Origin of the sequence: Streptomyces sp. NPDC087263, from assembly GCF_044744645.1 — a bacterium.
In the GTDB taxonomy this organism is placed as follows: Bacteria; Actinomycetota; Actinomycetes; order Streptomycetales; family Streptomycetaceae; genus Streptomyces.
In genome coordinates, this window is record NZ_JBIUYT010000006.1 from 233,008 (window position 1) to 252,679 (window position 19,672).

A 19,672-nucleotide genomic window follows, 5' to 3' on the forward strand; every position below is an offset into this window, starting at 1 on the left:
TCCGCTTCCCGGCCGCGAGGGTGTCCGGAGCGTCAGGAGACCGGCCGCGAATCCGCCCAGGCGATCTCGAACTCCTCGCGGTATGTCGGGAAAAGCCCTTCTTCCTCAATCTCGTCCGGTTTGACCAGCCGGCCCCCGCCGCGCAGTACGAAGACCGGCGCCTCCATCCCCCGCGTCCGGCGCAGATAGGACTGCACGACCGCTATGCCGTCCGAGCCGTCCCCGTCCACGAGGTACGCGGTGAAGCGGGGCGTCTCGTCGTAGACCTGGATCTCGAAGGCGCCCGGGTCGTGCAGCTTGGAGCGCACCCGGCGCATGTGCAGGATGTTCATCTCGACGGCGCGGCTCAACTCACCCCGTTTGATGCCGAGTTCCCGCTCGCGCCGCTTCACCGCGCTGGACGCCGGATTGAGGAACAGCAGCCGCACCCGGCAGCCCGACTCCGCGAGCCGCACGAGCCGCCGGCCGGAGAAGTTCTGCACCAGCAGGTTCAGGCCGATGCCGATGGCATCGAGGCGGCGCGCACCGCCGAAGAAGTCCTCGGCGGGGAACTGGCGCAGCAGCCGCACCCGGTCCGAGTGCACGCCGACCACGTCCGCGTACCGGTCGCCGACCAGGTTCTCCACGGCGTCGACGGGCAGCCTGCGTGCGGAGGGCGCGTCACTGCCGGCGCCGAGTATCTCCAGGAGTTTCGACGCGGCCCGCTCGGCCTGTGCGAGGACCGCCTCGGACAGGGCACGGTTGCGCGAGACGACGTTCCGGGTGACTTCCAGTTCGTCCAGGGCGAGTTCGACGTCGCGGCGCTCGTCGAAGTAGGGCTCGAAGCACGGCCAGTGCTGCACCATCAGCTCGCGCAGCTGGGGCAGGGTCAGGAAACTGAGCACGTTGTCGTCGGCGGGGTCGAGCAAGTACCCCTTGCGGCGGCTGACCTCGCGTACGGCGACCGCGCGCTGCACCCACTCCTGTCCGGCGGGTCCGGCGGCGGCGACCACCCATTCGTCGCCGTGGACGGGTTCGTAGATGGGACGGAGAACAGCGGCCACGACAGCGCGCAGCCGCTGTTCGACCAGGTTCAGCCAAATGTAGGCGCGCCCGGCCCGCTGGGCGCGCGTGCGCACCTCGCTCCAGGCGTCGGCGCCCCAGTCCAGTTCCGGTCCGATAGATCCCATTTCCATCGGCCGTGCCAGGGACACCGCACCGGGTGGGACATCTGTGGAGTTCCCCTCGTGACCCTCGTCACCAGGAGGCAACTCCAGCCCTCCCGAGCCCACCCGCGCACCGCCTTCCGCTCCCCCGAGCTCTCGCGTGGAGCAAGCCCCCACTCAACGATCAAGGAAGGGTACTCCGGGAGCGGTCAGCGGTGCAGCCCGATGGACAGGTCGTTTCTCAACTACCGTTTTCCTATTGCCCGTTCTGGTTGGCAAGGGCCGGCGGAGTGAGCGGGTTCATAGCGGTGACATCGCGCGGGGCGATGGAGAAGCCCTGCCAGTGGACCGGCATGGGCTGCTGGTCCTCGTCGCGGGCGACGTGGTGGAAGCCGACGTTGACCCAGGCGACGGGGTGGGTGAGGGTCTGTCCGTTGACCCACTTGTCGACGGAATTACCGGCTCCGGTACCGCAGTTGGCCGGGTTGTTGCTGGCGAACTGTTCGCACTGCTTGTACTCGGTGAAGTAGATGTCGTGCTTGGTGAAGCTGCGCCCCGGGTACTTGGTGGTGGCGCCGGGGACGATCTCGTACGAGCGCGCGTGCCAGTCCTTGTTCTTGCCGATGTCGCTGACCACGCGCCACCAGCGCATGTTCTTGGCGTCGCCCGCGAGTTCCTTGGTGACCTTGGTGAGGGTGGTCTTGTTGGTCGGCCCCTCGTTGGCGTTCGCGGGCGGACTGACCACGGAGTCGTACTGCTCGACCTTGTTCTTGGCGGAGCCGTCCAGCGCGAACTGGAGCCGCCAGAAGACGTTGTGGCTGTGGCTGGTGGCGTAGGACCTGGCTCCCCTGCCGATCGGCCAGCCGCGTCCGTCGCCCGCGTTGTAGTCGCCGGGCGAGAGGCTGCCGGTGGCGCCGACGTTCATGTTGACGGTGCCGTCGTCCTGGAAGCGCCACTCGGTGATGTACTCGTACCAGCCGACCTGGTTGACGGTGTAGACGAGCAGGTCCTTGCCCTGGGTCTGGTAGACCTTGCTCGCCGTGTCGCCCTGCATCCGGTAGGCGTGGCCGCGGGTACGGGTCGTGGTGCACAGGCCGTTGGCGGTGGGGTGCTCCGGGTCCCACGCATTGGGGATCTTGACCTTCTTGATCGTGCCGCCGGGACACTCGCCCGGGGCCAGATTCATCAGGCCCTGACCGAAACCGGCGCCGGTGAGGTCGTCGTACTCCGCCTTGCCGTCGTCGTAGGGGACGTGGATCTGGGCGAGCTTGGCACTGGTGAGGACCTTGATGGGGCGGGCCTCGCCCTTGGGCTGGTACGAGATGTCCTCCAGGACGAGCCCGGCCTCGCTCTCGTAGTGCCAGCACATCCGCCAGGTGGTGCCGGTGGAGAGCTTCTGCTCGATCCGGTACGCCGCACTGCAGTCGGCGGCCGGCGCCGCAGCGGCCTTGGGCTGAGCGACCGCGGGTCCCGCGGTGGTGGCCGCGCCGACGAGCAGCGCGGCCACCGAGAGGCCCACCGCCGTCCGACTACGGACCCGGCTGATTCCTCGCGGCCGGACGCCACTGAGCAAACCGTTTACGCGCATGACGAAGTGACTCCTTGCGAAAGCAGAAAAAGGAGGTGAGTGGGAGAAGTGAGCTGACGGCGGCGCCGGCTAACCGAGCTTGACGGCCCTGCGGGCGCTCAGGTCGATCACCAGGTCACGGCTGTCGATCCAGGGCCCGTTCCTGACCTTCGGGAAAAGCCGTACACAGCGGTGTGTGCCGCAGTCCGCGAGCGCGGCGGGCCGGGCGCCCGGGGCCGCGCGGAAGACCATGCTGTTGAGGATCAGCTGGTCGGGGGAGGTGAGTTCCTTCCCCGTGGCGTCCTTGTAGTCGGCCTTGAGGCCCGCGCCGAGCGGGTCGGCGATCAGCAGCTGCGCGGCTTCGGTCATCTCGTCACGGCTGATGGGCGGCTGGACGCCGTGCTGGGTGCCGGTCCTCTCGACCTTCCCGGTGTCGAGGTTGACGGTCTTGGTGACGAGCGCGTCGTCCTTGTAGTCGTAGAACCGGACCTCGGCGCGGCGCGGCGCGTTCGCGTCACCCAGTTCGTCTTCGGCGGGCTCGGCGAGGTCGACGCCGATCCGCTGCGGGCCGCGGTCCCCTTCGACGTCCTCGGCGGACCTGAGCAGCTGCTGGTTCAGCGCGAGGCGCTCGACCCGCTCGGTCTCGTCGTCGGTCAGCGGGTCACGGCCGACGCCCTTGTCACCCTCGTCCGGCACCTGCTCGACGACGCCCGGCTGCACGGCCGCCTGCCCCTGCTGCCCCTGCTCTCCCGTCTCCTGCGTGGTCCGGCCGCCTGCCCCACTGCCGCCCTTGTCGTCGGCCCCCGCCGAGCCCGGCAGCGTGATACCGATCATCACCGCTGTCCCGGCCACCGCGATGGCCGTACCCGCCACCACCTTGCCCAGATGGCGGCGCACTGTCCTGCGCACATTTCCCCCTGCTCCCCCGGTACATCCAGGAGTGTTTTCGAGCCCCACTGGTTCGGCACACGACGTATGCCTGGTCATTGGGTAAGAGGGACGTAAGTCATAGGAGGTTCCGCCACTTTCGGGGAGACTCGGCTCGGAGCGGCCCCCCGGGGCACGGCACTACTGGAAGAGTCATATCCATGCAGGTCTGGCCTGGAGAGGCATATCCACTCGGTGCCACGTACGACGGTGCCGGTACCAACTTCGCGGTCTTCTCGGAGGCCGCCGACCGTATAGAGCTGTGTCTGCTGCACGACGACGGCTCGGAGACCGCGGTGGAACTGCGCGAGAGCGACGCGTTCGTGCGGCACGCCTATCTGCCCGGCATCATGCCCGGACAGCGCTACGGCTTCCGTGCGCACGGGCGGTACGACCCCGGGCACGGGCAGCGCGTCAACTCCGCGAAGCTGCTGCTCGACCCGTACGCGCGGGCCATCAGCGGTGCGGTGGAGTGGGGCGAGGAGGTGTACGGCTACCGCTTCGGGGAGCCCGACAAGCGCAACGACCTGGACTCGGCGCCGCACACCATGACCTCGGTGGTGGTCAACCCGTACTTCGACTGGGGCGACGACCGGCCGCCGCGCACCGAATACCACCACACGGTGCTCTACGAGGCTCACGTCAAGGGCCTCACCATGCAGCACCCGGAGCTGCCCGAGGAACTGCGCGGCACGTACGCGGCGCTCGCCCACCCCGCGATCATCGAACACCTGACCAAGCTGGGCGTCACCGCACTGGAACTGATGCCCGTACACCAGTTCGTGAACGACCACCGGCTGGTGGACATGGGCCTGAACAACTACTGGGGCTACAACACGATCGGCTTCTTCGCCCCGCACAACGCGTACGCCTCCTGGGGCGACCGCGGCCAGCAGGTCCTGGAGTTCAAGTCGGCGGTCCGGGCGCTGCACGAGGCCGGTATCGAGGTCATCCTGGACGTCGTCTACAACCACACGGCCGAGGGCAACCACCTGGGCCCCACGCTGTCCTTCAGGGGTCTCGACAACGCCTCGTACTACCGTCTCGCGGAGGACCAGCGCTACTACACGGACACCACGGGGACCGGCAACTCCCTGCTGATGCGCTCCCCGCACGTGCTCCAGCTGATCATGGACTCGCTGCGCTACTGGGTCACCGAGATGCACGTCGACGGTTTCCGCTTCGACCTCGCGGCGACCCTGGCGAGGCAGTTCCACGAGGTGGACCGGCTGTCGTCGTTCTTCGACCTGGTGCAGCAGGACCCGGTGGTCTCCCAGGTGAAGCTGATCGCCGAGCCCTGGGACGTCGGCGAGGGCGGCTACCAGGTGGGCAACTTCCCGCCGCTGTGGACCGAGTGGAACGGCAAGTACCGCGACACCGTACGGGACATGTGGCGCGGCGAGCCCCGCACGCTGGCCGAGTTCGCCTCCCGGCTGACGGGCTCCTCGGACCTCTACCAGGACGACGGCCGACGCCCCCTCGCGTCCATCAACTTCGTGACGTGCCACGACGGCTTCACGCTGAACGACCTCGTCTCCTACAACAACAAGCACAACCAGGCCAACGGCGAGGACAACCGCGACGGCGAGAGCCACAACCGGTCCTGGAACTGCGGGGTCGAGGGCGAGAGCGACGACGAGGCGATCCTGGCCCTGCGGGCACGCCAGCGGCGCAACTACGTCGCCACGCTGATGCTCTCCCAGGGCGTGCCGATGCTCAGCCACGGCGACGAGTTCGCGCGCACCCAGGAGGGCAACAACAACGGGTACTGCCAGGACAGCGAGCTGTGCTGGGTGCCGTGGCCGGAGGAAGGCGGCGAGCTGCTGGAGTTCACGCGCGCGATGGTGTGGCTGCGGCGCGACCACCCGGTCTTCCGGCGCCGCAGGTTCTTCCACGGGCGCCCCGTCCAGGGCACCCACGACGAGCTGTCCGACATCGCGTGGTTCACCCCGGAGGGCGGGGAGATGACCGAGCGCGACTGGGGCTCGGCGACGGCCCGCGCCCTGTCCGTCTTCCTGAACGGCAACGCGATCTCCGAACCCGGCCCGCGCGGCGAGCGCATCGCCGACGACTCCTTCCTGCTGATGTTCAACGCCTCGCCCCAGGCCCTGGAGTTCGTGGTGCCGGTCGACCACGGGCGCCAGTGGCAGGTGATCGTCGACACAGCCCTCCCCGAAGGAGTGGCGCCGGGAACGGGCGCGAAGGTCGAGGCCGGGGACCGGCTGACACTGGTGGACCGGAGCATGACGGTGTTGCAGCGGCCCGCCTAGGCGGTCGCGTTGCCGTTCCCGGGGCACGCGCGTGGGGAGGGCCTTTTGGCGCCCGCGGGTGCCCGTTTGCAGGCGCCGGTGACACGAAAGGCGGCAGGGCGGGTACGTAGGCTCCATGACACCTGAGCGTCCAGAACCGGTGACTCCCGGGCCCGGGGCCGAGCCCGTGGTTCCCGTCGTGCCGACCGCCACGTACCGGTTGCAGCTCCAGCCGGAGTTCCCCTTCGGGGCCGCCGAGGCGGCCGTGCCCTATCTGGTCTCGCTCGGCGTCTCCCATCTGCACCTGTCCCCCGTCCTGGAGGCGGTCCCCGGCTCGACGCACGGCTACGACGTGGTGGACCACGCGCGCGTGCGGGACGAACTGGGCGGGGAGGACGGACTGCGCTCCCTGGCGCGCACCGCGCGGGAACACGGTCTTGGTCTGGTCGTGGACATCGTGCCGAACCACATGGCGATGTCTCCGCGTCACAACCACCCCCTGTGGGAGGTGCTGCGCGAGGGACCCGGGTCGCCCTATGCACGCTGGTTCGACATCGACTGGGACGCCCAGGGCGGACAGCTGCTGCTGCCGGTGCTCGGGGGCCGGCTCGGCACGGAGATCGGCCACCTGAAGGTGGACGGCGACGTACTGCGCTACTACGACCACGTGTTCCCGCTGCGCGAGGGCACCGCGAACCTGCCCCTGCCGCAGCTGCTCGACGCGCAGTGGTACCGCCCGGTGTGGTGGCGGCTGGCTCGTACCGAGCTCAACTACCGCCGGTTCTTCAGCATTTCGGAGCTCATCGGGGTGCGTGTCGAGGACCCGGAGGTGTTCGCGGCGACCCACGCGAAGATCCTGGAGCTGCTCGGCGAGGGCGTGGTGGACGGGCTGCGCGTCGACCACCCGGACGGCCTCGCGGACCCGGACGCGTACCTGCGCCGGCTGCACGAGGCGAGCGGCGGCCGCTGGACGGTGGTCGAGAAGATCCTCTCGGACGGCGAGCCGCTGCCCGCGGCGTGGCCCGTGGCGGGCACCACCGGCTACGACGCGCTGCGGCATGTCGACGGCCTCTTCACGGACCCGGCGGGCGCGGGGGAACTCCTCGGCCAGTACCGGCGTTTCGCGGCCCCTCAGAGCGACCGTGGCGGCCACTGGGAGGCGACGGTGCGCCGGGCGGCGTACAAGGTGGTCACGCACGAACTGGCCACCGAGACCGACCGCCTCACGCGCGTGGCGAGCCGTCTGTGCGCCGCCTCCCCGGACCCGGCGCTGCGCGACCACGCCCCCTGGGCGCTGGCCACCGCGCTGCGGGAGCTCCTCGTCCGCCTGGAGGTGTACCGGCCCTACCCCTCCTCGGACGCCGCCCTGGTGGTCACCGAGGAGGCGGCCACCGAGGCCCGGGCGGTCTTCACGGTGCCGGAGGAGGCGCATGCCGTGGATGTCGTACGGGACCTGGTGCTCGGGCGGGCCGGTGACGGGCCCGGGCACGCCGAGTTCCGGGCCCGGTTCGCGCAGACCTCGTCCGCGCTGCGGGCCAAGTCCGTGGAGGACACCGCGTTCTACCGCTATGTGCCCCAGCTGTCGGCGAACGAGGTGGGCGGGAACCCCGGGAGCCCGACCGTGTCCCCCGAGGACTTCCACGCCTACTGCGCGCGCGTGCAGCGCGACTGGCCCGCCACCGGAACCGCCCTGTCCACGCACGACACGAAACGCAGCGCCGATGTACGCGCCGCCCTTTCCGTGCTCACCGAGTGCCCCGAACGGTGGGCCGACGTCCTGACCGAGGTGACCCGCGACGGCGCGGGCCTGCCCGACCCGCAGGTGGCGTGGGCCGCGTGGCAGACGGTGTTCGGACTCGGCCCGGCCGACGCCGAGCGGGTCCAGGGAGCCCTGTTGAAGCACATCCGGGAGGCCGGCCTGCACACCGCCTGGACCGAGCAGGATCCCGCGTACGAGGAAGCAATGGCCGCGTTCGTCGCGGAGGGGCCGTGCGGGGCGCCCGGGCGGCGCGTGGCCGACTTTCGGGCCTCGCTGGCTCCGCATGTGCGGGCGAACGTCCTGGGGGCCGCTCTGGTCCATCTGACGATGCCCGGGGTGCCGGACGTCTACCAGGGCACCGAGGGTGAGTATCTGGCGCTGGTGGACCCGGACAACCGGCGGCCGTTCGCACCTCAGGAGCAGGTGTCGGCGAAGACCGCGCTGACCACGGCGGCCCTGCGGCTGCGCGGGCGGCGCCCGGCCGTCTTCGGCGACTCGGCGACGTACACACCGCTGACGGCACAGGGCCCCGGCGCCGCGCACTGTGTGGCGTTCGTACGCTCCGGGGAGGTGGTCACGGCCGTCACCCGGCTGTCGCTGCGATTGGCTGAGGCGGGCGGCTGGCGGGACACCGTGCTCCCGCTCCCCGAGGGCCGGTGGACGGATGTGCTCTCCCCTGGGCGGGAGTTCACGGGGCACGCGCGCGTGGCGGAGCTTTTCGAGCAGTTGCCCGTGGTGCTGCTGGAGCGGGTCAGCGCAGGCGCACCGGAAGGCTCCGCGGTGAGCGGCTGATCAGGCCCTCCGGGGTGGGCCGGAAGCCCGGGACCCACCGGATGCCCGGCAGAACCGTCAGCAGGGCACGCAGGCCGTGCTCCGCGGTGAGCCGGGCGAGCAGGGCGCCGGGGCAGAAGTGCCGTCCGGAGCCGTGGGCGAGCTGTCCGGGGTCGGGGCGGAAGGCGTCGTAGCGGTCCGGGTCGGCGAACCGTGCGGGGTCCCGGCCCGCGGATCCCACCAGGCACGCCACGGTGGCGCCCACGGGTATCGCGCCGACCGGCTCGACGGCCCTCCGCAGCACCACCTGCAGCGGCGGATCGCGGCGCAGCGACTCGGCCCAGGCACCGGCCGCGAGCGCGGGACGGGCACGGACGACAGCCAACTGGCCCGGGTGGTCGAGGAGGTTGGCGAGGAACGACGCGAGGCCCCGTGCGCTCGCCTCGCCGCCCGCGCCGAGGAGGGACCCCGCCAGGCCCGCCACGACCTCGTCCGAGAGGGGTCGCCCGTCGGCTCGCGCCGTGCACAGCGCCGACAGCAGGTCGGTACCCGGGTGAGCGCGGCGGCGGGCGATGTACGGGCGCAGGAAGGCGTCGAGTTCGAAGTGGTGACCGCCGAGATGGTCGAGGCCCGTACGGCACCACGCGTGCACGCGCGCGGTGTCCTCGTACGGCAGCCCGAGCGCGGCGACGGCCGCCGCGGTGGGCAGCCACTGGCAGAACTCGGTGACGAGATCGGCCTCCTGGCGGGCTGCGAGGCGGCGGGCGAGGACGAACGCCGTCCGCGCGACACCCGCGGTCAGGGCGGCCAGCGCGGCCCCGCGGAACGCCGGGGAGACCACGGCCCGGTGGGCGCTGTGCGTCCCGCCCTCCAGGTGGGCCAGGGTGCGTCCGGGCGGCACCGCGACGAGCCGCGGGTCCGCGAGCGCGGCACGCACATCGGCGTACCTGCTGACCAGCCAGGCGCCGAACGGCTCGTCGTACACGAGGGGGTGGCGCTCACGGAGGACGCGATACAGCGGGTAGGGGTCACGCTCGGTGGCGGGGGCGAGGAGGCTCGGGGGTGGCGGCGGGCTCTCCGACGGGGGTCGGGCCGTCGTGGTCGAGCCGGTCGTCTTGGTCGAGCGGGTCATCGTGGTCGAGCCGGACGTCATAGGTGCGCCCTCCGTCGCGGGCGAGCCGAACTTCATGGGCGAGCCGGTCGTCACGGGCGAGCCCGCCGTCGTCGGTGCGCCCGTACTCGTCGACGATTCCGTCCTCGGCGCAGGGTCAGCGCGAGGCGCAGGGTCGGTGCTCGGCGCCGGGCCGATGTCAGGCGGCGAGTCGGTGCCAGACGGCGAGCTGACGCCAGACACCACGTCAGTACGAGACGACGAGCTGGCACCGGACGGCAAACCAGTACGAGGCAGCGGGCCAGTGGCAGACGTCAAGGCGGTGCCGGACGGCGGGTCGGTAAAGGACGCCGAGCCGGTACGAGACGACGGGCCAGTGCGAGGCGCCCTGCTCGGCGTCTGAGCCGACGCGGAAGCGCTCCCGCTCCACTCCGCCTCGGACGCCGACCCGTGCCCCGTCCGGAGACTCTCCGCCCCGGACCGGAGCGCAGGGCAGTGACTCGCCGTCGCGGACACGCTCTCCGGCCACAGGCTCGGCAGCGCAGACGATTCCGCCGGCCAAAGGCTCCGGCGCTCGGGCTCGGCGCCGGGAACTGGCGGCAGTGGTCCTGTCCGCGCGGACGCCGGTGCGCCTTCGCCGGGAAGACCGGGAAGACCGGGAAGACCAGAAGGACCAGGGGGACCAGGGGGACCAGGGGGACCGGAAGGGTCGGAAGGGTCGGAAGGACTGGAAAGACCGTAAAGACCAGGAAGACCGTGGGGACACAGCACCGCCGGCCTCCCGCCTAGGGTCTGCGCGCTGGACCCGCGCGCGATTGGTCCCAGCCGACCATCGCGACGCCCGGACCGCAGGCCTCGTACACCCATACGAGTGAAGCCGGTGCCCCCTGCCCGATCCCACGCCGTCGGCGAGAGGTTTCCCGACACTCGCCGGACGCAACCGGCATCAACACTGAATCGCCGTCCGCCTGTGCACACCCCCTGCCAGCGGTAAATGCCATTTGGCGCCCCCTGGAGCCGCCCCTTCATCTCCTTGACAGTTCACTCAGTCCGTGGAGTACTGCGGAAAGCGACGCAGGGCGGACAAGTCGGGGGTGAGTCTCCTGCCGGAGTTGCGCTACCCCACTGTGACCGAAATCGTCTCGTCCGCCCGGGCGTTGGCGGCTCACCGGCCCGGCCTGTGCGCGCTCAGACAGGTCGGCATATCGCGCGGGGGCAGGCCTCTTCATCTGCTGTCCATGGGCCACGCACGGCGCGGCGTCCTCGTCGTGGCGGGCGCCCACGCGAACGAGCCGACCGGCGGCTCGACCGTGCTTGCGGTGGCCGAACGAGTCATGCACGACCGGGAGTTACGGGCCGACACCTCCTGGCACTTCCTGCTCTGTGCGGACCCGGACGGGGCGAGTCTCCATGTGACGCCGGCGCCGCGCACCCTGCTCGACTACCACCTCGGTTTCTTCCGCCCGGCCGGGCCCGAGCAGCCGGAGTGGTCCCCGTCCGTCCTGCCGCCCGACCGGCTGCCCCCGGAGACCCGCGCCCTCATCCGGGTCATCGACGAGGTACGGCCCTACCTCCAGGTCAGCCTGCACGGCACCGATCTGGGCGGCAGCTGGGTCCAGTTGACCAAGGACGTCCCCGGGCTCGCCGAGCCGTTCGCCAAGTCCGCGGCGGAGCTGCACATCCCGGTGGAGATGGCCGCGTCGGACGCCGCGGGCTGGCCCGCCTCCGGGCCCGGGGTACATGTGATGCCGGCTCCCGGCCTGGACACGGCGTACCCGAGCATGCCCGACGACGCACGGCACAGCACCTGGTACCACGCCCACCGGTACGGCGGTCTCACCGCGGTCGTCGAGGTGCCGATGTGGGCCGGCGACCTGGTGGACGACCCGACACCGCACCCGGCCCCCGCGGCGGCGATGCGACGGCTGGCGCGCAGGCTGCTGCGGGACACCCTCCAGGTGGAAGCGGTACTCACGGAGGCGCTGCCGCGGCTCCGGGGCCCCGACGGGCCGCTCCTGCGCGCCGCCAAGTGGGCGCTGGAACTGGTACCGGGCCTGGCCGACGACTGGGTCAGGACACCGCCTCCGAACACGACGACGGCGTACGTCGGCAGTGTCGACGCGTTCGGCCGCCGGCTTCCGCTGCGGGCCGCCGCGATGCTGCTGCGGGTTCTCCGGGAGACGGGCGACCGCGAGGCGCCACACCTCGAACGGCTCGTCGCCGACTGGAGCGACGCCTTCGCCGACCGCTTCCGTGCCCGCTGGGTTCCGCTGGACCACCAGGTCGAGCACCAGACCCGTACGGTGATCGCGGCGGCCCGCCACGCGCGCGACGCCTCGGCCTGAAGAATCAGTGCCCCAAGTCTCCCAAGTCCCCCACGTCCCCCGAATCCCCGAGGCCCTCGAAGCCTCCGGGACCCCCGAGGGCGAACACCGACCCCGTCTCGACTCCCATCATGCAGGTGTTCGAGAAGGTGCGGGTGTACTCGGTCCGTCGGCCGTTCCACCCGCCGCGTGCGGAGGCGGTGACCGGTGCGTAGAGCATGGGGCAGAGGACGTCGACCCTGACCGGGATCCGGGTGATGTCCCCTCCGGCGGTGCGGAGTTCCGCGCAGGCCTGTGCCGCGTGGGCGTGCCCCTGGGGCGGATCGCAGAGCAGGAGCGTGCCGCGTGTGTCGCTGGAGCGGGCGTCGCCGGTGGTGACCGTGAGGTACAGCCAGTTGCCCTGGAACGCCTGCTGCGGCATCACCTGAGCCGGGGCCGGGTCCGGGACCGCGCCCACGGTGAGGAGGGCGACCGCCGCGAGCAGGCCGCCCCGTACCGCCTGAGTGGTTTTCGTCATTCCCGATGCATCGGCACCGCGGCCTGCGAACCCCACCCTGTCTCACCCGAACGGGACGGCACGCGCGCGTGGCGCCGGGCGAGGTCGAACACGGCGAGTACCACGCGTGCTTGGTACTCGACCTGACGCGCGACCGGGATCCAGTGCGCCCCGCAGCCGTCTCGGTAGTCGGCGCACCACTCGTCGATCAGCCGGTCGAGCTCCGGCAGCACTCCACGCGGGTCGTGTCCCGAGCCGGTCACGAGCTGGTGCAGCAGCCCGGCGGTGCGCAGGGCGACCCGGCGTCCGGCGAGGCGCAGGGCGGTGAGGCGCGCAATGGTGAGCGGCGGCAGGGGTCGCGCTCCGGCATGGCACAGGTCGGGATCCCACGAGTCGGCGAGACCGGGGCCGACCAGTAAATAGTCGTCCACGGGGGCGAGGAGTCGGGCCACGTCCGGGGAGCCACCGAGAACGGGGCGCACGCGCGCGAGGATCCCTTCCAGGAGCGCGGTGTCGCGGCGCAGCGTGTGGCTGACGGTGCGCAGCGCCGCGTCGGCGTCGGCGGGGCGTGTGGGGTCCTCCACGGCGGCCACGCCCCACATGGGGGCTTCGACGACCGCTGTCACGGTGCCGTAGGGGTGCGGGTGGAACCAGGTGGACTCGACCGCGGCCTCGGTGATGGCGGCCGCCAGGTCTCCCCGGCGCGGCGGTGGGATGCGGTAGACGGCGGGGCCCAGCGACGGCCAGTACAGGGTGTCGTACGGGCCGAGTTCGCGCGGGATGCCGAGACGTGTCGCGGTGTGCGCGACGCGCTGGGCGATTCCGGGCAGTTCACGGGTGAGCTCGACGAAGGCGCCGCCCACGTCGACGCCGTGCAGGGAGCACTGCAGAAAGGGCCGCAGTTCGTCCTGGAGGTCGAGGAGGGCGCGGGTCTCGGGCAAGGTGGCCCCGTCCGCGCCCTCGGGCAGCCACTCGGGCTGTTCCAGGAAGCCGGGCCGGAAGAAGTGCCTGAAGTAGTTGCCGAGGGTGTACGGGCCCGACAGCCAGGCCTCGTTGCGGCGGGCGCCGTCGGGGTCGAGGCAGAGCAGCAGGTTCCAGGTGGCGTCCGCGCCCTCGCACAACCGGGGGTCGGCGAGCGCCCGTTCGGCCACCCGCAGGACCGTGGCGCCGCCCACGGGTTCGTTGGCGTGCGGTCCGGCAACGACGAGGGCCTGACGGCCGCCGTGCCCGACGGAGAGGAGCCACAGGGGCGTTCCCTCCCGTGACGTGCCCACGCGGCGCAGGCGGGCGTCGCGAGGATGACGGGCGACGAGCGCGGCCGCACGGGCTCCCAGCTCGTCCACGGTCGGGTAGCGAGGGAGCGGCGGCAGGGCACACCTCCACCTATGTGGTGCCGTCGGTTCACCTGATGTGCATGGTGTACGCACAGTCAGTCACGCCTGTGGGGGTACGTCAACACCATGGAAGGTAAGGAGAGTCGAGGAAAACGGTGTGCGAAACCCAGGCCAGAGCTCGGTCGGCCGCTGTCGGGACGGCCGCCCGCGCGATCAGTCCGACGCGCGGGGGAAAGCCGTCCGAACCATCAGTCCAGAGGCGAGCCGGAGCAACATCCGACGCCTCAGTCCGATCAGTCCGAAGCGAGCCGGAACGTCATCCGTCCGAAGCCGATCTGGTCGCCGTCCCTGACGACGGCGGCGCCGATGACGCGCCGCCCGTTGACGGTCGTGCCGTTGGTCGAGCCGAGGTCGCGCAGGACCCACGACCCGCCCTGTCGGCTCAGTTCGGCGTGCACCCGGGAGACCGTCTCGTGGTTGAGCCGCAGACCGCTGGCGGGGTCACGGCCGATCCGCAACGGGTACAGGCCCGCGGGGTGGGGCAGCAGCAGCTTCGGGAGCTTCTCGGCCTGCCAGGCCCTGCGCACCCGTACGGAGAAGCCGGAGACCGCCTCGACGGTGCCGAACACCACCTTCGACCAGCGGCTCTCGGTGGGCAGGTCGGCGGTGAGCACGGCCAGTTCGTCGGACCTCCGGGCGGTGAGCGCCAGCTCCATGCGCCGGATGAACGTGTCGTGCGAGAGCCGCCCGAGGGCGACGCCGTCACGGAGCGCCTTCAGCGCCCGGTCGCGCTCCGCGTCGGACAGCCGCGCGGGGTACGTGTGGAACTCGAAGGACGACGTCACGTTGGTGATTGTCGGGCAGCGCGGGCGGGGTGTCCAGAACACACAGAAACGGCCACTGCGGCCGACCGGACCCTTCGCGGCGGCGGACACGCGGCAAAACGGCAGATTCGAAAGCGAATTGATCTCACGTCTTGCACCATGGACGAGCTACGTCACGGAAAGCAGATCACGGTGAGCGGACAAGGGGGAACCGTCTGTGCGGTTCGAGGTGTGGGCACCGCAGTCCGAGCGGGTGGCACTCCACTGCGAGGGCACCACGCGCGCGTTGGAGCGCGATCCGGAGCGTGCGGGTTGGTGGACGGGTGACGCGGAGGCGCGGGACGGGACGCGGTACGGCTTCGCACTGGACGCCGGCCCCGTGCTGCCCGATCCCCGCTCTCGGCGACAGCCGGACGGCCCCGACGGGCTGAGCGCGGTGGTCGACCCGGAGGGCTACGACTGGCGCGCGCACTGGGCGGGGCGTCCGCTGCCGGGTGCGGTCCTCTACGAGTTGCACGTGGGGACGTACACCCGCGAGGGCACGCTGGACGCGGCCGCCGAGCGGCTCGGTCATCTCCAGGAACTGGGCGTCACCCACGTCGAGTTGATGCCGCTGTGCCCCTTCCCGGGGCGGCACGGCTGGGGGTACGAGGGTGTGTCGCTCTGGGCGGTGCACGAGCCGTACGGCGGCCCGGAGGCGCTGAAGCGCTTTGTCGACCGGGCGCACGAACTCGGCCTCGGTGTCGTCCTCGACGTCGTACACAACCACCTCGGCCCGTCCGGCAACTACCTGCCCGCGTTCGGCCCGTACTTCACGGACACCCATCAGACGCCCTGGGGTTCGGCGGTGAACCTGGACGCGCCCGGCTCGGACGAGGTGCGCGCGTATCTCGTCGGCAGCGCGCTGGCGTGGCTGCGCGACTACCGGCTGGACGGGCTGCGGCTGGACGCGGTGCACGCGCTGCGGGACACGCGCGCGCTGCACTTCCTGGAGGAGCTGTCGACGGCCGTGGACGGCCTCGCCGCCGATCTGGACCGGCCGCTCTTCCTGATCGCCGAATCGGATCTGAACGACCCTCGGCTCATCACCTCCCGCGAGGAGGGCGGCCTCGGACTGCACGCGCAGTGGAACGACGACTTCCACCACGCGCTGCACACCGCGCTGACCGGTGAGGCGCAGGGCTACTACGGGGACTTCGCACGCGCCCCGCTCCCAACGCTCGCGAAAACGCTGACGTCCGGCTTCTTCCACGACGGCACGTACTCCAGTTTCCGCGGGCGGTCGCACGGCCGCCCGCTCGACCGTACGCGCGTCTCGGCGCACCGCCTGGTCGGCTACACGCAGACCCACGACCAGATCGGCAACCGCGCCCAGGGCGACCGTCTTTCGGCCTCCCTCTCCCCCGGTCTGCTGGCCTGCGCCGCCGCGCTGACGCTCACCGGGCCCTTCACACCGATGCTGTTCATGGGCGAGGAATGGGCGGCGGGCACACCCTGGCAGTTCTTCACCGACCACACCGATCCCGAGCTCGCCGACGCCGTACGGCGGGGCAGGCGCCGGGAGTTCGCGGCGCACGGCTGGGCCGAGGAGGACGTTCCGGACCCGCAGGACCCGGCCACCCGGGACCGCTCCTGTCTGGACTGGTCGGAGCCCGAAAAGGCACTCCACGCGCGCGTACTGGCCTGGTACCGCGACCTGATCACCCTGCGGCAACGTCAGGCCGACCTCTCTGACCCCGACCTGGCCGCGGTGAAGGTCGCCTACGACGTGGAGGCCGGCTGGCTCGCCCTGCGGCGCGGTGACGTCCGGGTGGCCGTGAACCTCGGCAAGGAGACCGCGACCATCCCCCTCGGCGTCCGCAACGCGCGCGTGCTGGCCGCCTGGGAGCCGGTCGGGGCGCCGGGCGAGGACGGGGTGCTGAGTGTGCCGGGCGAGTCGTGTGTGGTGCTGAGGCAGGGGTGAGCCCGCGGTGACTCATCCGTCTCATGTGTGGTGCCGAGGCAGGGGTGAGCCCGCGGTGACCCATCCGTCTCGCGTGTGGTGCCGAGCCCGTGGCGGCTCAGTCGTCGCCCGTCAGTTCCGTGACCCGTTCCAGCAGGATCGCCTCCCAGGCGCGGCGCAGTTGGGTCCGCAGGAGGGTTATGGGGCTGTCACCGTGTCCCTGGAGGCGGTCGGCGAGGCGGATCACGGTGTCACAGCGGGACAGCCACAGGCCGCGCAGGCAGGGACGGGCGCCGTACCCGGCGAGGGTGGCGGCGCGCACGGCCGCCGGAGCGCCGACGGCGACGGCGAGCCCCGCGATGTCCTCGGTGGGGTCGCCGAGCACCGCGTCGGTCCAGTCGAGGACGCCGCGCACCCGCCCGTCGGCGCTGACGACGAGGTGTTCCCCCGTGAGTCCGTGGTGCACGAGGAAGGCGCCCCCGGGCTGTCCGGCGAGCTGGACGGCGGCGGCCGCGGTGAGCTGGGCAAGGCGGCCAGGGTCGAACTCATCGGCGGCGGCCAGCTGTTGGGCGGCCCGTTCGGCGGACGTCCGCAGCGCCTCCATGGAGCGCTGCGCGGCGCGCGGAACGCCGAGTGCCTCGGCCTGGCGTACGGGCACCTCGCGCAGACCGGTGAGCAGCGCGGCGAGGTCGGCCTCGCCGATGGCGGAGACGTCCTGTTCCTCACCGGTGACGCCGACCAGTCTGGTGTCGAGGGTGTAGCCAAGGCCGGCGGCCCAGTCGCCGTGCGCGACGCTCACCGGAACCGCGACCCCGACGTGCGGGCGGACCAGGTCACGCACGCGCAGTTCGCGGCGCCGGCGGGCGGAGGCCTCGCGGTCCGGGGCGAGCCGCATCACGTGGCGCGTGCCGACCCACCAGGTGGAGTGTTCGCCGTCCTCGGCGACGGGCCGCACGTCGGGTCCCGGGCCCGGCGTGGGGGCGTCGGTGAGCAGGGAACGGACCAGCCTGCGGACGGTGTCCGCGGTCGGTGTCGGTGCCTGGGTCATGTCGCGCCGCTGTCGTTCGGGGGTGTGGGGTGCCGGGCGGGGTCGGGTCGGGTCAGCCGGGTGGGGTGGGGTGGGTCAGTCGACGATCACCAGCTCGCGGGAGGTGGTGTTGAGGCGGCGTCCGCCGTCCTCGGTCACCGTCACGATGTCCTCGATGCGCACTCCGAAGCGGCCGGGCAGATAGATGCCGGGCTCCACCGAGAAGCACATTCCGGGGACGAGGGGCAGTTCCTCGCCCTCGATCATGTACGGCGGTTCGTGGGTGGTGACGCCGATTCCGTGCCCGGTGCGGTGGATGAAGTACTCGCCGTACCCGGCCTCGGTGATGACCGCGCGGGCCGCCCGGTCGACGTCCTGGCAGGCGGCGCCGGGCCGTACCGCGCGGAAGCCCGCCTCCTGTGCTTCGCGCACGATGTCGTGCACCTTGCGCTCCTCGTCGTCCGGTTCGCCGACGTGGACGGTGCGCGAGGTGTCGGAGCCGTAGCCGTGCTTGAGGCCGCCGAAGTCGAGGACGACCATGTCGCCGCGTTCGATGACGCGGTCGCCGGCCTCGTGGTGCGGGTTGGCTCCGTTCGGACCCGAGGCGACGATGGTGAAGTCGACCTGGGAGTGCCCGAACTGCCGCAGCAGGGCGGCGACATCGGCGGCCACGTCCGTCTCGCGGCGGCCGGCGAAGGGAACCTTCCGGATCTCGTCGTACGTCGCGTCCGCGGCGGCGCCGGCGGCCGCGAGCCGGTCCAGTTCCGCCTCGTCCTTGACGCCCCGCAGCATCGGCAGGGCCTCGGTGAGGGCGAGGTAGCGCGTGTCCGGCTGCCGTTGCTGGAGGCCGAGCAGGTGCAGGGCCCAGGTGTTGTCGCTGACGCCGTAGCGGCCGTAGCCGTTGAGGAGGGCGCCGGTCGCCTCGTACGGGTCCTTGCCGTCGGTCCAGTCGCGGAGGGTCAGCGTGGGGGCCGCCGCTGCCGCGTCCGGGGCCTCCAGGGTGGGCACGACCAGCACCGGATCCTGACCTGGCCTGAGCACCAGCACGGTGAGCCGTTCGGTCTCCACGGGCCGGTAGCCGGTCAGCCACACCAGATCGGGCCCCGGCGCGACCAGGACGCCGTCCAGCCCCGCGTCCGCGGCCGCCTCGGCCGTACGCCGCATACGGGCCTCGTAGTCACCGGTGGTGAAGGGCGCGGGCGTGCCGGTCATCCATGCCTCCGTCTGTCCCGGGTTCCTCAGGGGGCTACGGGCAGCATCCTGCCCCTCCGCGAGGACGGGCGCGAGCCGGTTACCGCCGTCACGTCAGCCGACCTCTTCCGGGAACCTCAAAACAATGGTCAGCCATTACCTTTCCATTAGATCCAATGGTTTCCAATGGCTAGATCCCATTAATTCATTACGCCGACGAGGGCGGGGCGCTGCTCGCCAGGAGGCCGGCGGCGGCTCAGGTCACGACCCCCGGGGTCGTGGACAGCTGCTGCTGGTTGCCGTTCGCGTGCCGCACCGTGAGGGGGACGGCGGTGCCGGGCTTCGCGGCGGCGACCGCCCGTGCCAGGTCGGCGGCCGCGTCGATACGGGTCTCGCCGAAGGCGAGCAGGACGTCACCGCGGACCAGGCCCGCCGTGTAACCCGGGCCGGGGACATGGACACCGACGACGAGTGCGCCCGTGCCCTCGGGGACGTCGACGGCCTCGAGGCCGAGCGTTGCCCGCACGGACTCCTTCTTCTCCGGTTGTTCCGACGGCTGCACCGACGGTTGTTCCGACGACTCCTTCGCCGGGGTCGAGCTCCCACCGCCCGGAGCCGACTTGGACCCGGGCGGAGGTGGGGCCGCGGCCGCCTGCTTCTGCAGATCCGCCAGCTTGCTCATCCCGATCACGGTGGCCCCCACGGTGCCGAGTCCGACGCCCGAGAGCACCAGGACGGTCCCCACGAAGAGGCCGAAGAGGAGGGTCATCAGCCGTTTGCCGCGTCGCCGCGCGGCGTGCGGACGCTTGTTGCCGCCGGCCGGACGGCCACCGCCCGGCTCCTGACCGGGCATCGGCTTGGGACGCAACGCGGTCTGTTCCATGGATCGCCTCCGGCAGCTGCTCTGTGGATCGCCCCCGGCTGTTGCTCTACCCGGTGCCCGGGCACGCGACGATTCACGAACGAGTGAGACTGCCAAGCACGTTCGAAAAAGGGACCGCCCCG

At 71.6% G+C, this 19,672-nt stretch carries 15 protein-coding genes; 5 read left to right on the forward strand and 10 right to left on the reverse strand.

All coding sequences use genetic code 11. The features are described from left to right. Positions 1 to 32: 32 nt before the first annotated feature. From ACIPC1_RS21365 to ACIPC1_RS21375, 3 genes are all read right to left on the reverse strand, one after another. On the reverse strand, positions 33 to 1,271 hold the full coding sequence (locus tag ACIPC1_RS21365; protein WP_402519097.1) for an SAV2148 family HEPN domain-containing protein: 1,239 nt from the start codon (positions 1,269 to 1,271) through the stop codon (positions 33 to 35). Between the two features lie 130 nt (positions 1,272 to 1,401). After that, positions 1,402 to 2,733, reverse strand: coding sequence for a copper amine oxidase (locus ACIPC1_RS21370; protein ID WP_402519099.1), 1,332 nt, complete (start codon positions 2,731 to 2,733; stop codon positions 1,402 to 1,404). A gap of 69 nt (positions 2,734 to 2,802) precedes the next feature. Then, positions 2,803 to 3,621, reverse strand: coding sequence for a Tat pathway signal sequence domain protein (locus ACIPC1_RS21375; protein WP_402519100.1), 819 nt, complete (start codon positions 3,619 to 3,621; stop codon positions 2,803 to 2,805). Positions 3,622 to 3,800: 179 nt separating this feature from the next. On the opposite strand from ACIPC1_RS21375, the gene glgX reads away from it, so the two are divergent. Then, complete coding sequence (glgX, locus tag ACIPC1_RS21380) at positions 3,801 to 5,909, forward strand: glycogen debranching protein GlgX (protein WP_402519101.1); 2,109 nt, start codon at positions 3,801 to 3,803, stop codon at positions 5,907 to 5,909. Positions 5,910 to 6,024: 115 nt separating this feature from the next. Beyond that, entirely contained in the window at positions 6,025 to 8,439 is a 2,415-nt protein-coding gene (treY, locus tag ACIPC1_RS21385; RefSeq protein WP_402519102.1) for a malto-oligosyltrehalose synthase, read from the forward strand. On the opposite strand, the gene ACIPC1_RS21390 is transcribed toward treY, so the two are convergent. Continuing rightward, positions 8,399 to 9,571, reverse strand: coding sequence for a cytochrome P450 (locus tag ACIPC1_RS21390; RefSeq protein WP_402519104.1), 1,173 nt, complete (start codon positions 9,569 to 9,571; stop codon positions 8,399 to 8,401). The genes treY and ACIPC1_RS21390 overlap by 41 nt on opposite strands. Here ACIPC1_RS21390 and ACIPC1_RS21395 point away from each other — a divergent pair. Together ACIPC1_RS21395 and ACIPC1_RS21400 are read left to right on the forward strand one after the other, a co-directional pair. Beyond that, entirely contained in the window at positions 9,552 to 9,932 is a 381-nt protein-coding gene (locus ACIPC1_RS21395) for a hypothetical protein (RefSeq protein WP_402519105.1), read from the forward strand. The genes ACIPC1_RS21390 and ACIPC1_RS21395 overlap by 20 nt on opposite strands. 691 nt (positions 9,933 to 10,623) lie before the next feature. Next, the gene (locus ACIPC1_RS21400; protein ID WP_402519542.1) at positions 10,624 to 11,874 is read left to right on the forward strand and encodes a M14 family zinc carboxypeptidase; all 1,251 of its coding nucleotides are present in this window, start codon (positions 10,624 to 10,626) and stop codon (positions 11,872 to 11,874) included. Positions 11,875 to 11,878: 4 nt separating this feature from the next. On the opposite strand, the gene ACIPC1_RS21405 is transcribed toward ACIPC1_RS21400, so the two are convergent. The 3 genes from ACIPC1_RS21405 to ACIPC1_RS21415 form a co-directional block, all read right to left on the reverse strand. Then, positions 11,879 to 12,370, reverse strand: a complete 492-nt coding sequence (locus ACIPC1_RS21405) for an SSI family serine proteinase inhibitor (RefSeq protein WP_402519106.1) — start codon at positions 12,368 to 12,370, stop codon at positions 11,879 to 11,881. Continuing rightward, complete coding sequence (locus ACIPC1_RS21410; protein ID WP_402519107.1) at positions 12,367 to 13,692, reverse strand: M14 family zinc carboxypeptidase; 1,326 nt, start codon at positions 13,690 to 13,692, stop codon at positions 12,367 to 12,369. The genes ACIPC1_RS21405 and ACIPC1_RS21410 overlap by 4 nt, the downstream gene beginning before the upstream one ends. A gap of 284 nt (positions 13,693 to 13,976) precedes the next feature. Further along, on the reverse strand, positions 13,977 to 14,528 hold the full coding sequence (locus ACIPC1_RS21415; protein ID WP_402519109.1) for an FHA domain-containing protein: 552 nt from the start codon (positions 14,526 to 14,528) through the stop codon (positions 13,977 to 13,979). 196 nt (positions 14,529 to 14,724) lie between these two features. Here ACIPC1_RS21415 and treZ point away from each other — a divergent pair, with 196 nt between their 5' ends. Next, the gene (treZ, locus tag ACIPC1_RS21420) at positions 14,725 to 16,470 is read left to right on the forward strand and encodes a malto-oligosyltrehalose trehalohydrolase (RefSeq protein WP_402519111.1); all 1,746 of its coding nucleotides are present in this window, start codon (positions 14,725 to 14,727) and stop codon (positions 16,468 to 16,470) included. Positions 16,471 to 16,567: 97 nt separating this feature from the next. Here the strand turns inward: treZ and ACIPC1_RS21425 are convergent, their stop codons facing one another. From ACIPC1_RS21425 to ACIPC1_RS21435, 3 genes are all read right to left on the reverse strand, one after another. Continuing rightward, positions 16,568 to 17,497 carry an aminoglycoside phosphotransferase family protein gene (locus ACIPC1_RS21425; protein ID WP_402519112.1) on the reverse strand — a complete coding sequence of 310 codons (930 nt, stop codon included), beginning with the start codon at positions 17,495 to 17,497 and terminating at the stop codon, positions 16,568 to 16,570. Between the two features lie 75 nt (positions 17,498 to 17,572). Beyond that, on the reverse strand, positions 17,573 to 18,688 hold the full coding sequence (locus tag ACIPC1_RS21430) for an aminopeptidase P family protein (protein WP_402519113.1): 1,116 nt from the start codon (positions 18,686 to 18,688) through the stop codon (positions 17,573 to 17,575). 235 nt (positions 18,689 to 18,923) lie between these two features. Continuing rightward, positions 18,924 to 19,550 carry a PDZ domain-containing protein gene (locus ACIPC1_RS21435; RefSeq protein ID WP_402519115.1) on the reverse strand — a complete coding sequence of 209 codons (627 nt, stop codon included), beginning with the start codon at positions 19,548 to 19,550 and terminating at the stop codon, positions 18,924 to 18,926. Between the last annotated feature and the right edge of the window lie 122 nt (positions 19,551 to 19,672).

What these genes read in the sequence shown, in the direction of transcription:
- ACIPC1_RS21370 (WP_402519099.1), bottom strand. Translation starts at nt 2,733, where the DNA reads ATGCGCGTAAACGGTTTGCTCAGTGGCGTCCGGCCGCGAGGAATCAGC.
- glgX (WP_402519101.1), top strand. Translation starts at nt 3,801, where the DNA reads ATGCAGGTCTGGCCTGGAGAGGCATATCCACTCGGTGCCACGTACGAC.
- treY (WP_402519102.1), top strand. Translation starts at nt 6,025, where the DNA reads ATGACACCTGAGCGTCCAGAACCGGTGACTCCCGGGCCCGGGGCCGAG.
- ACIPC1_RS21390 (WP_402519104.1), bottom strand. Translation starts at nt 9,571, where the DNA reads ATGACGTCCGGCTCGACCACGATGACCCGCTCGACCAAGACGACCGGC.
- ACIPC1_RS21405 (WP_402519106.1), bottom strand. Translation starts at nt 12,370, where the DNA reads ATGACGAAAACCACTCAGGCGGTACGGGGCGGCCTGCTCGCGGCGGTC.
- ACIPC1_RS21425 (WP_402519112.1), bottom strand. Translation starts at nt 17,497, where the DNA reads ATGACCCAGGCACCGACACCGACCGCGGACACCGTCCGCAGGCTGGTC.
- ACIPC1_RS21430 (WP_402519113.1), bottom strand. Translation starts at nt 18,688, where the DNA reads ATGACCGGCACGCCCGCGCCCTTCACCACCGGTGACTACGAGGCCCGT.
- ACIPC1_RS21435 (WP_402519115.1), bottom strand. Translation starts at nt 19,550, where the DNA reads ATGGAACAGACCGCGTTGCGTCCCAAGCCGATGCCCGGTCAGGAGCCG.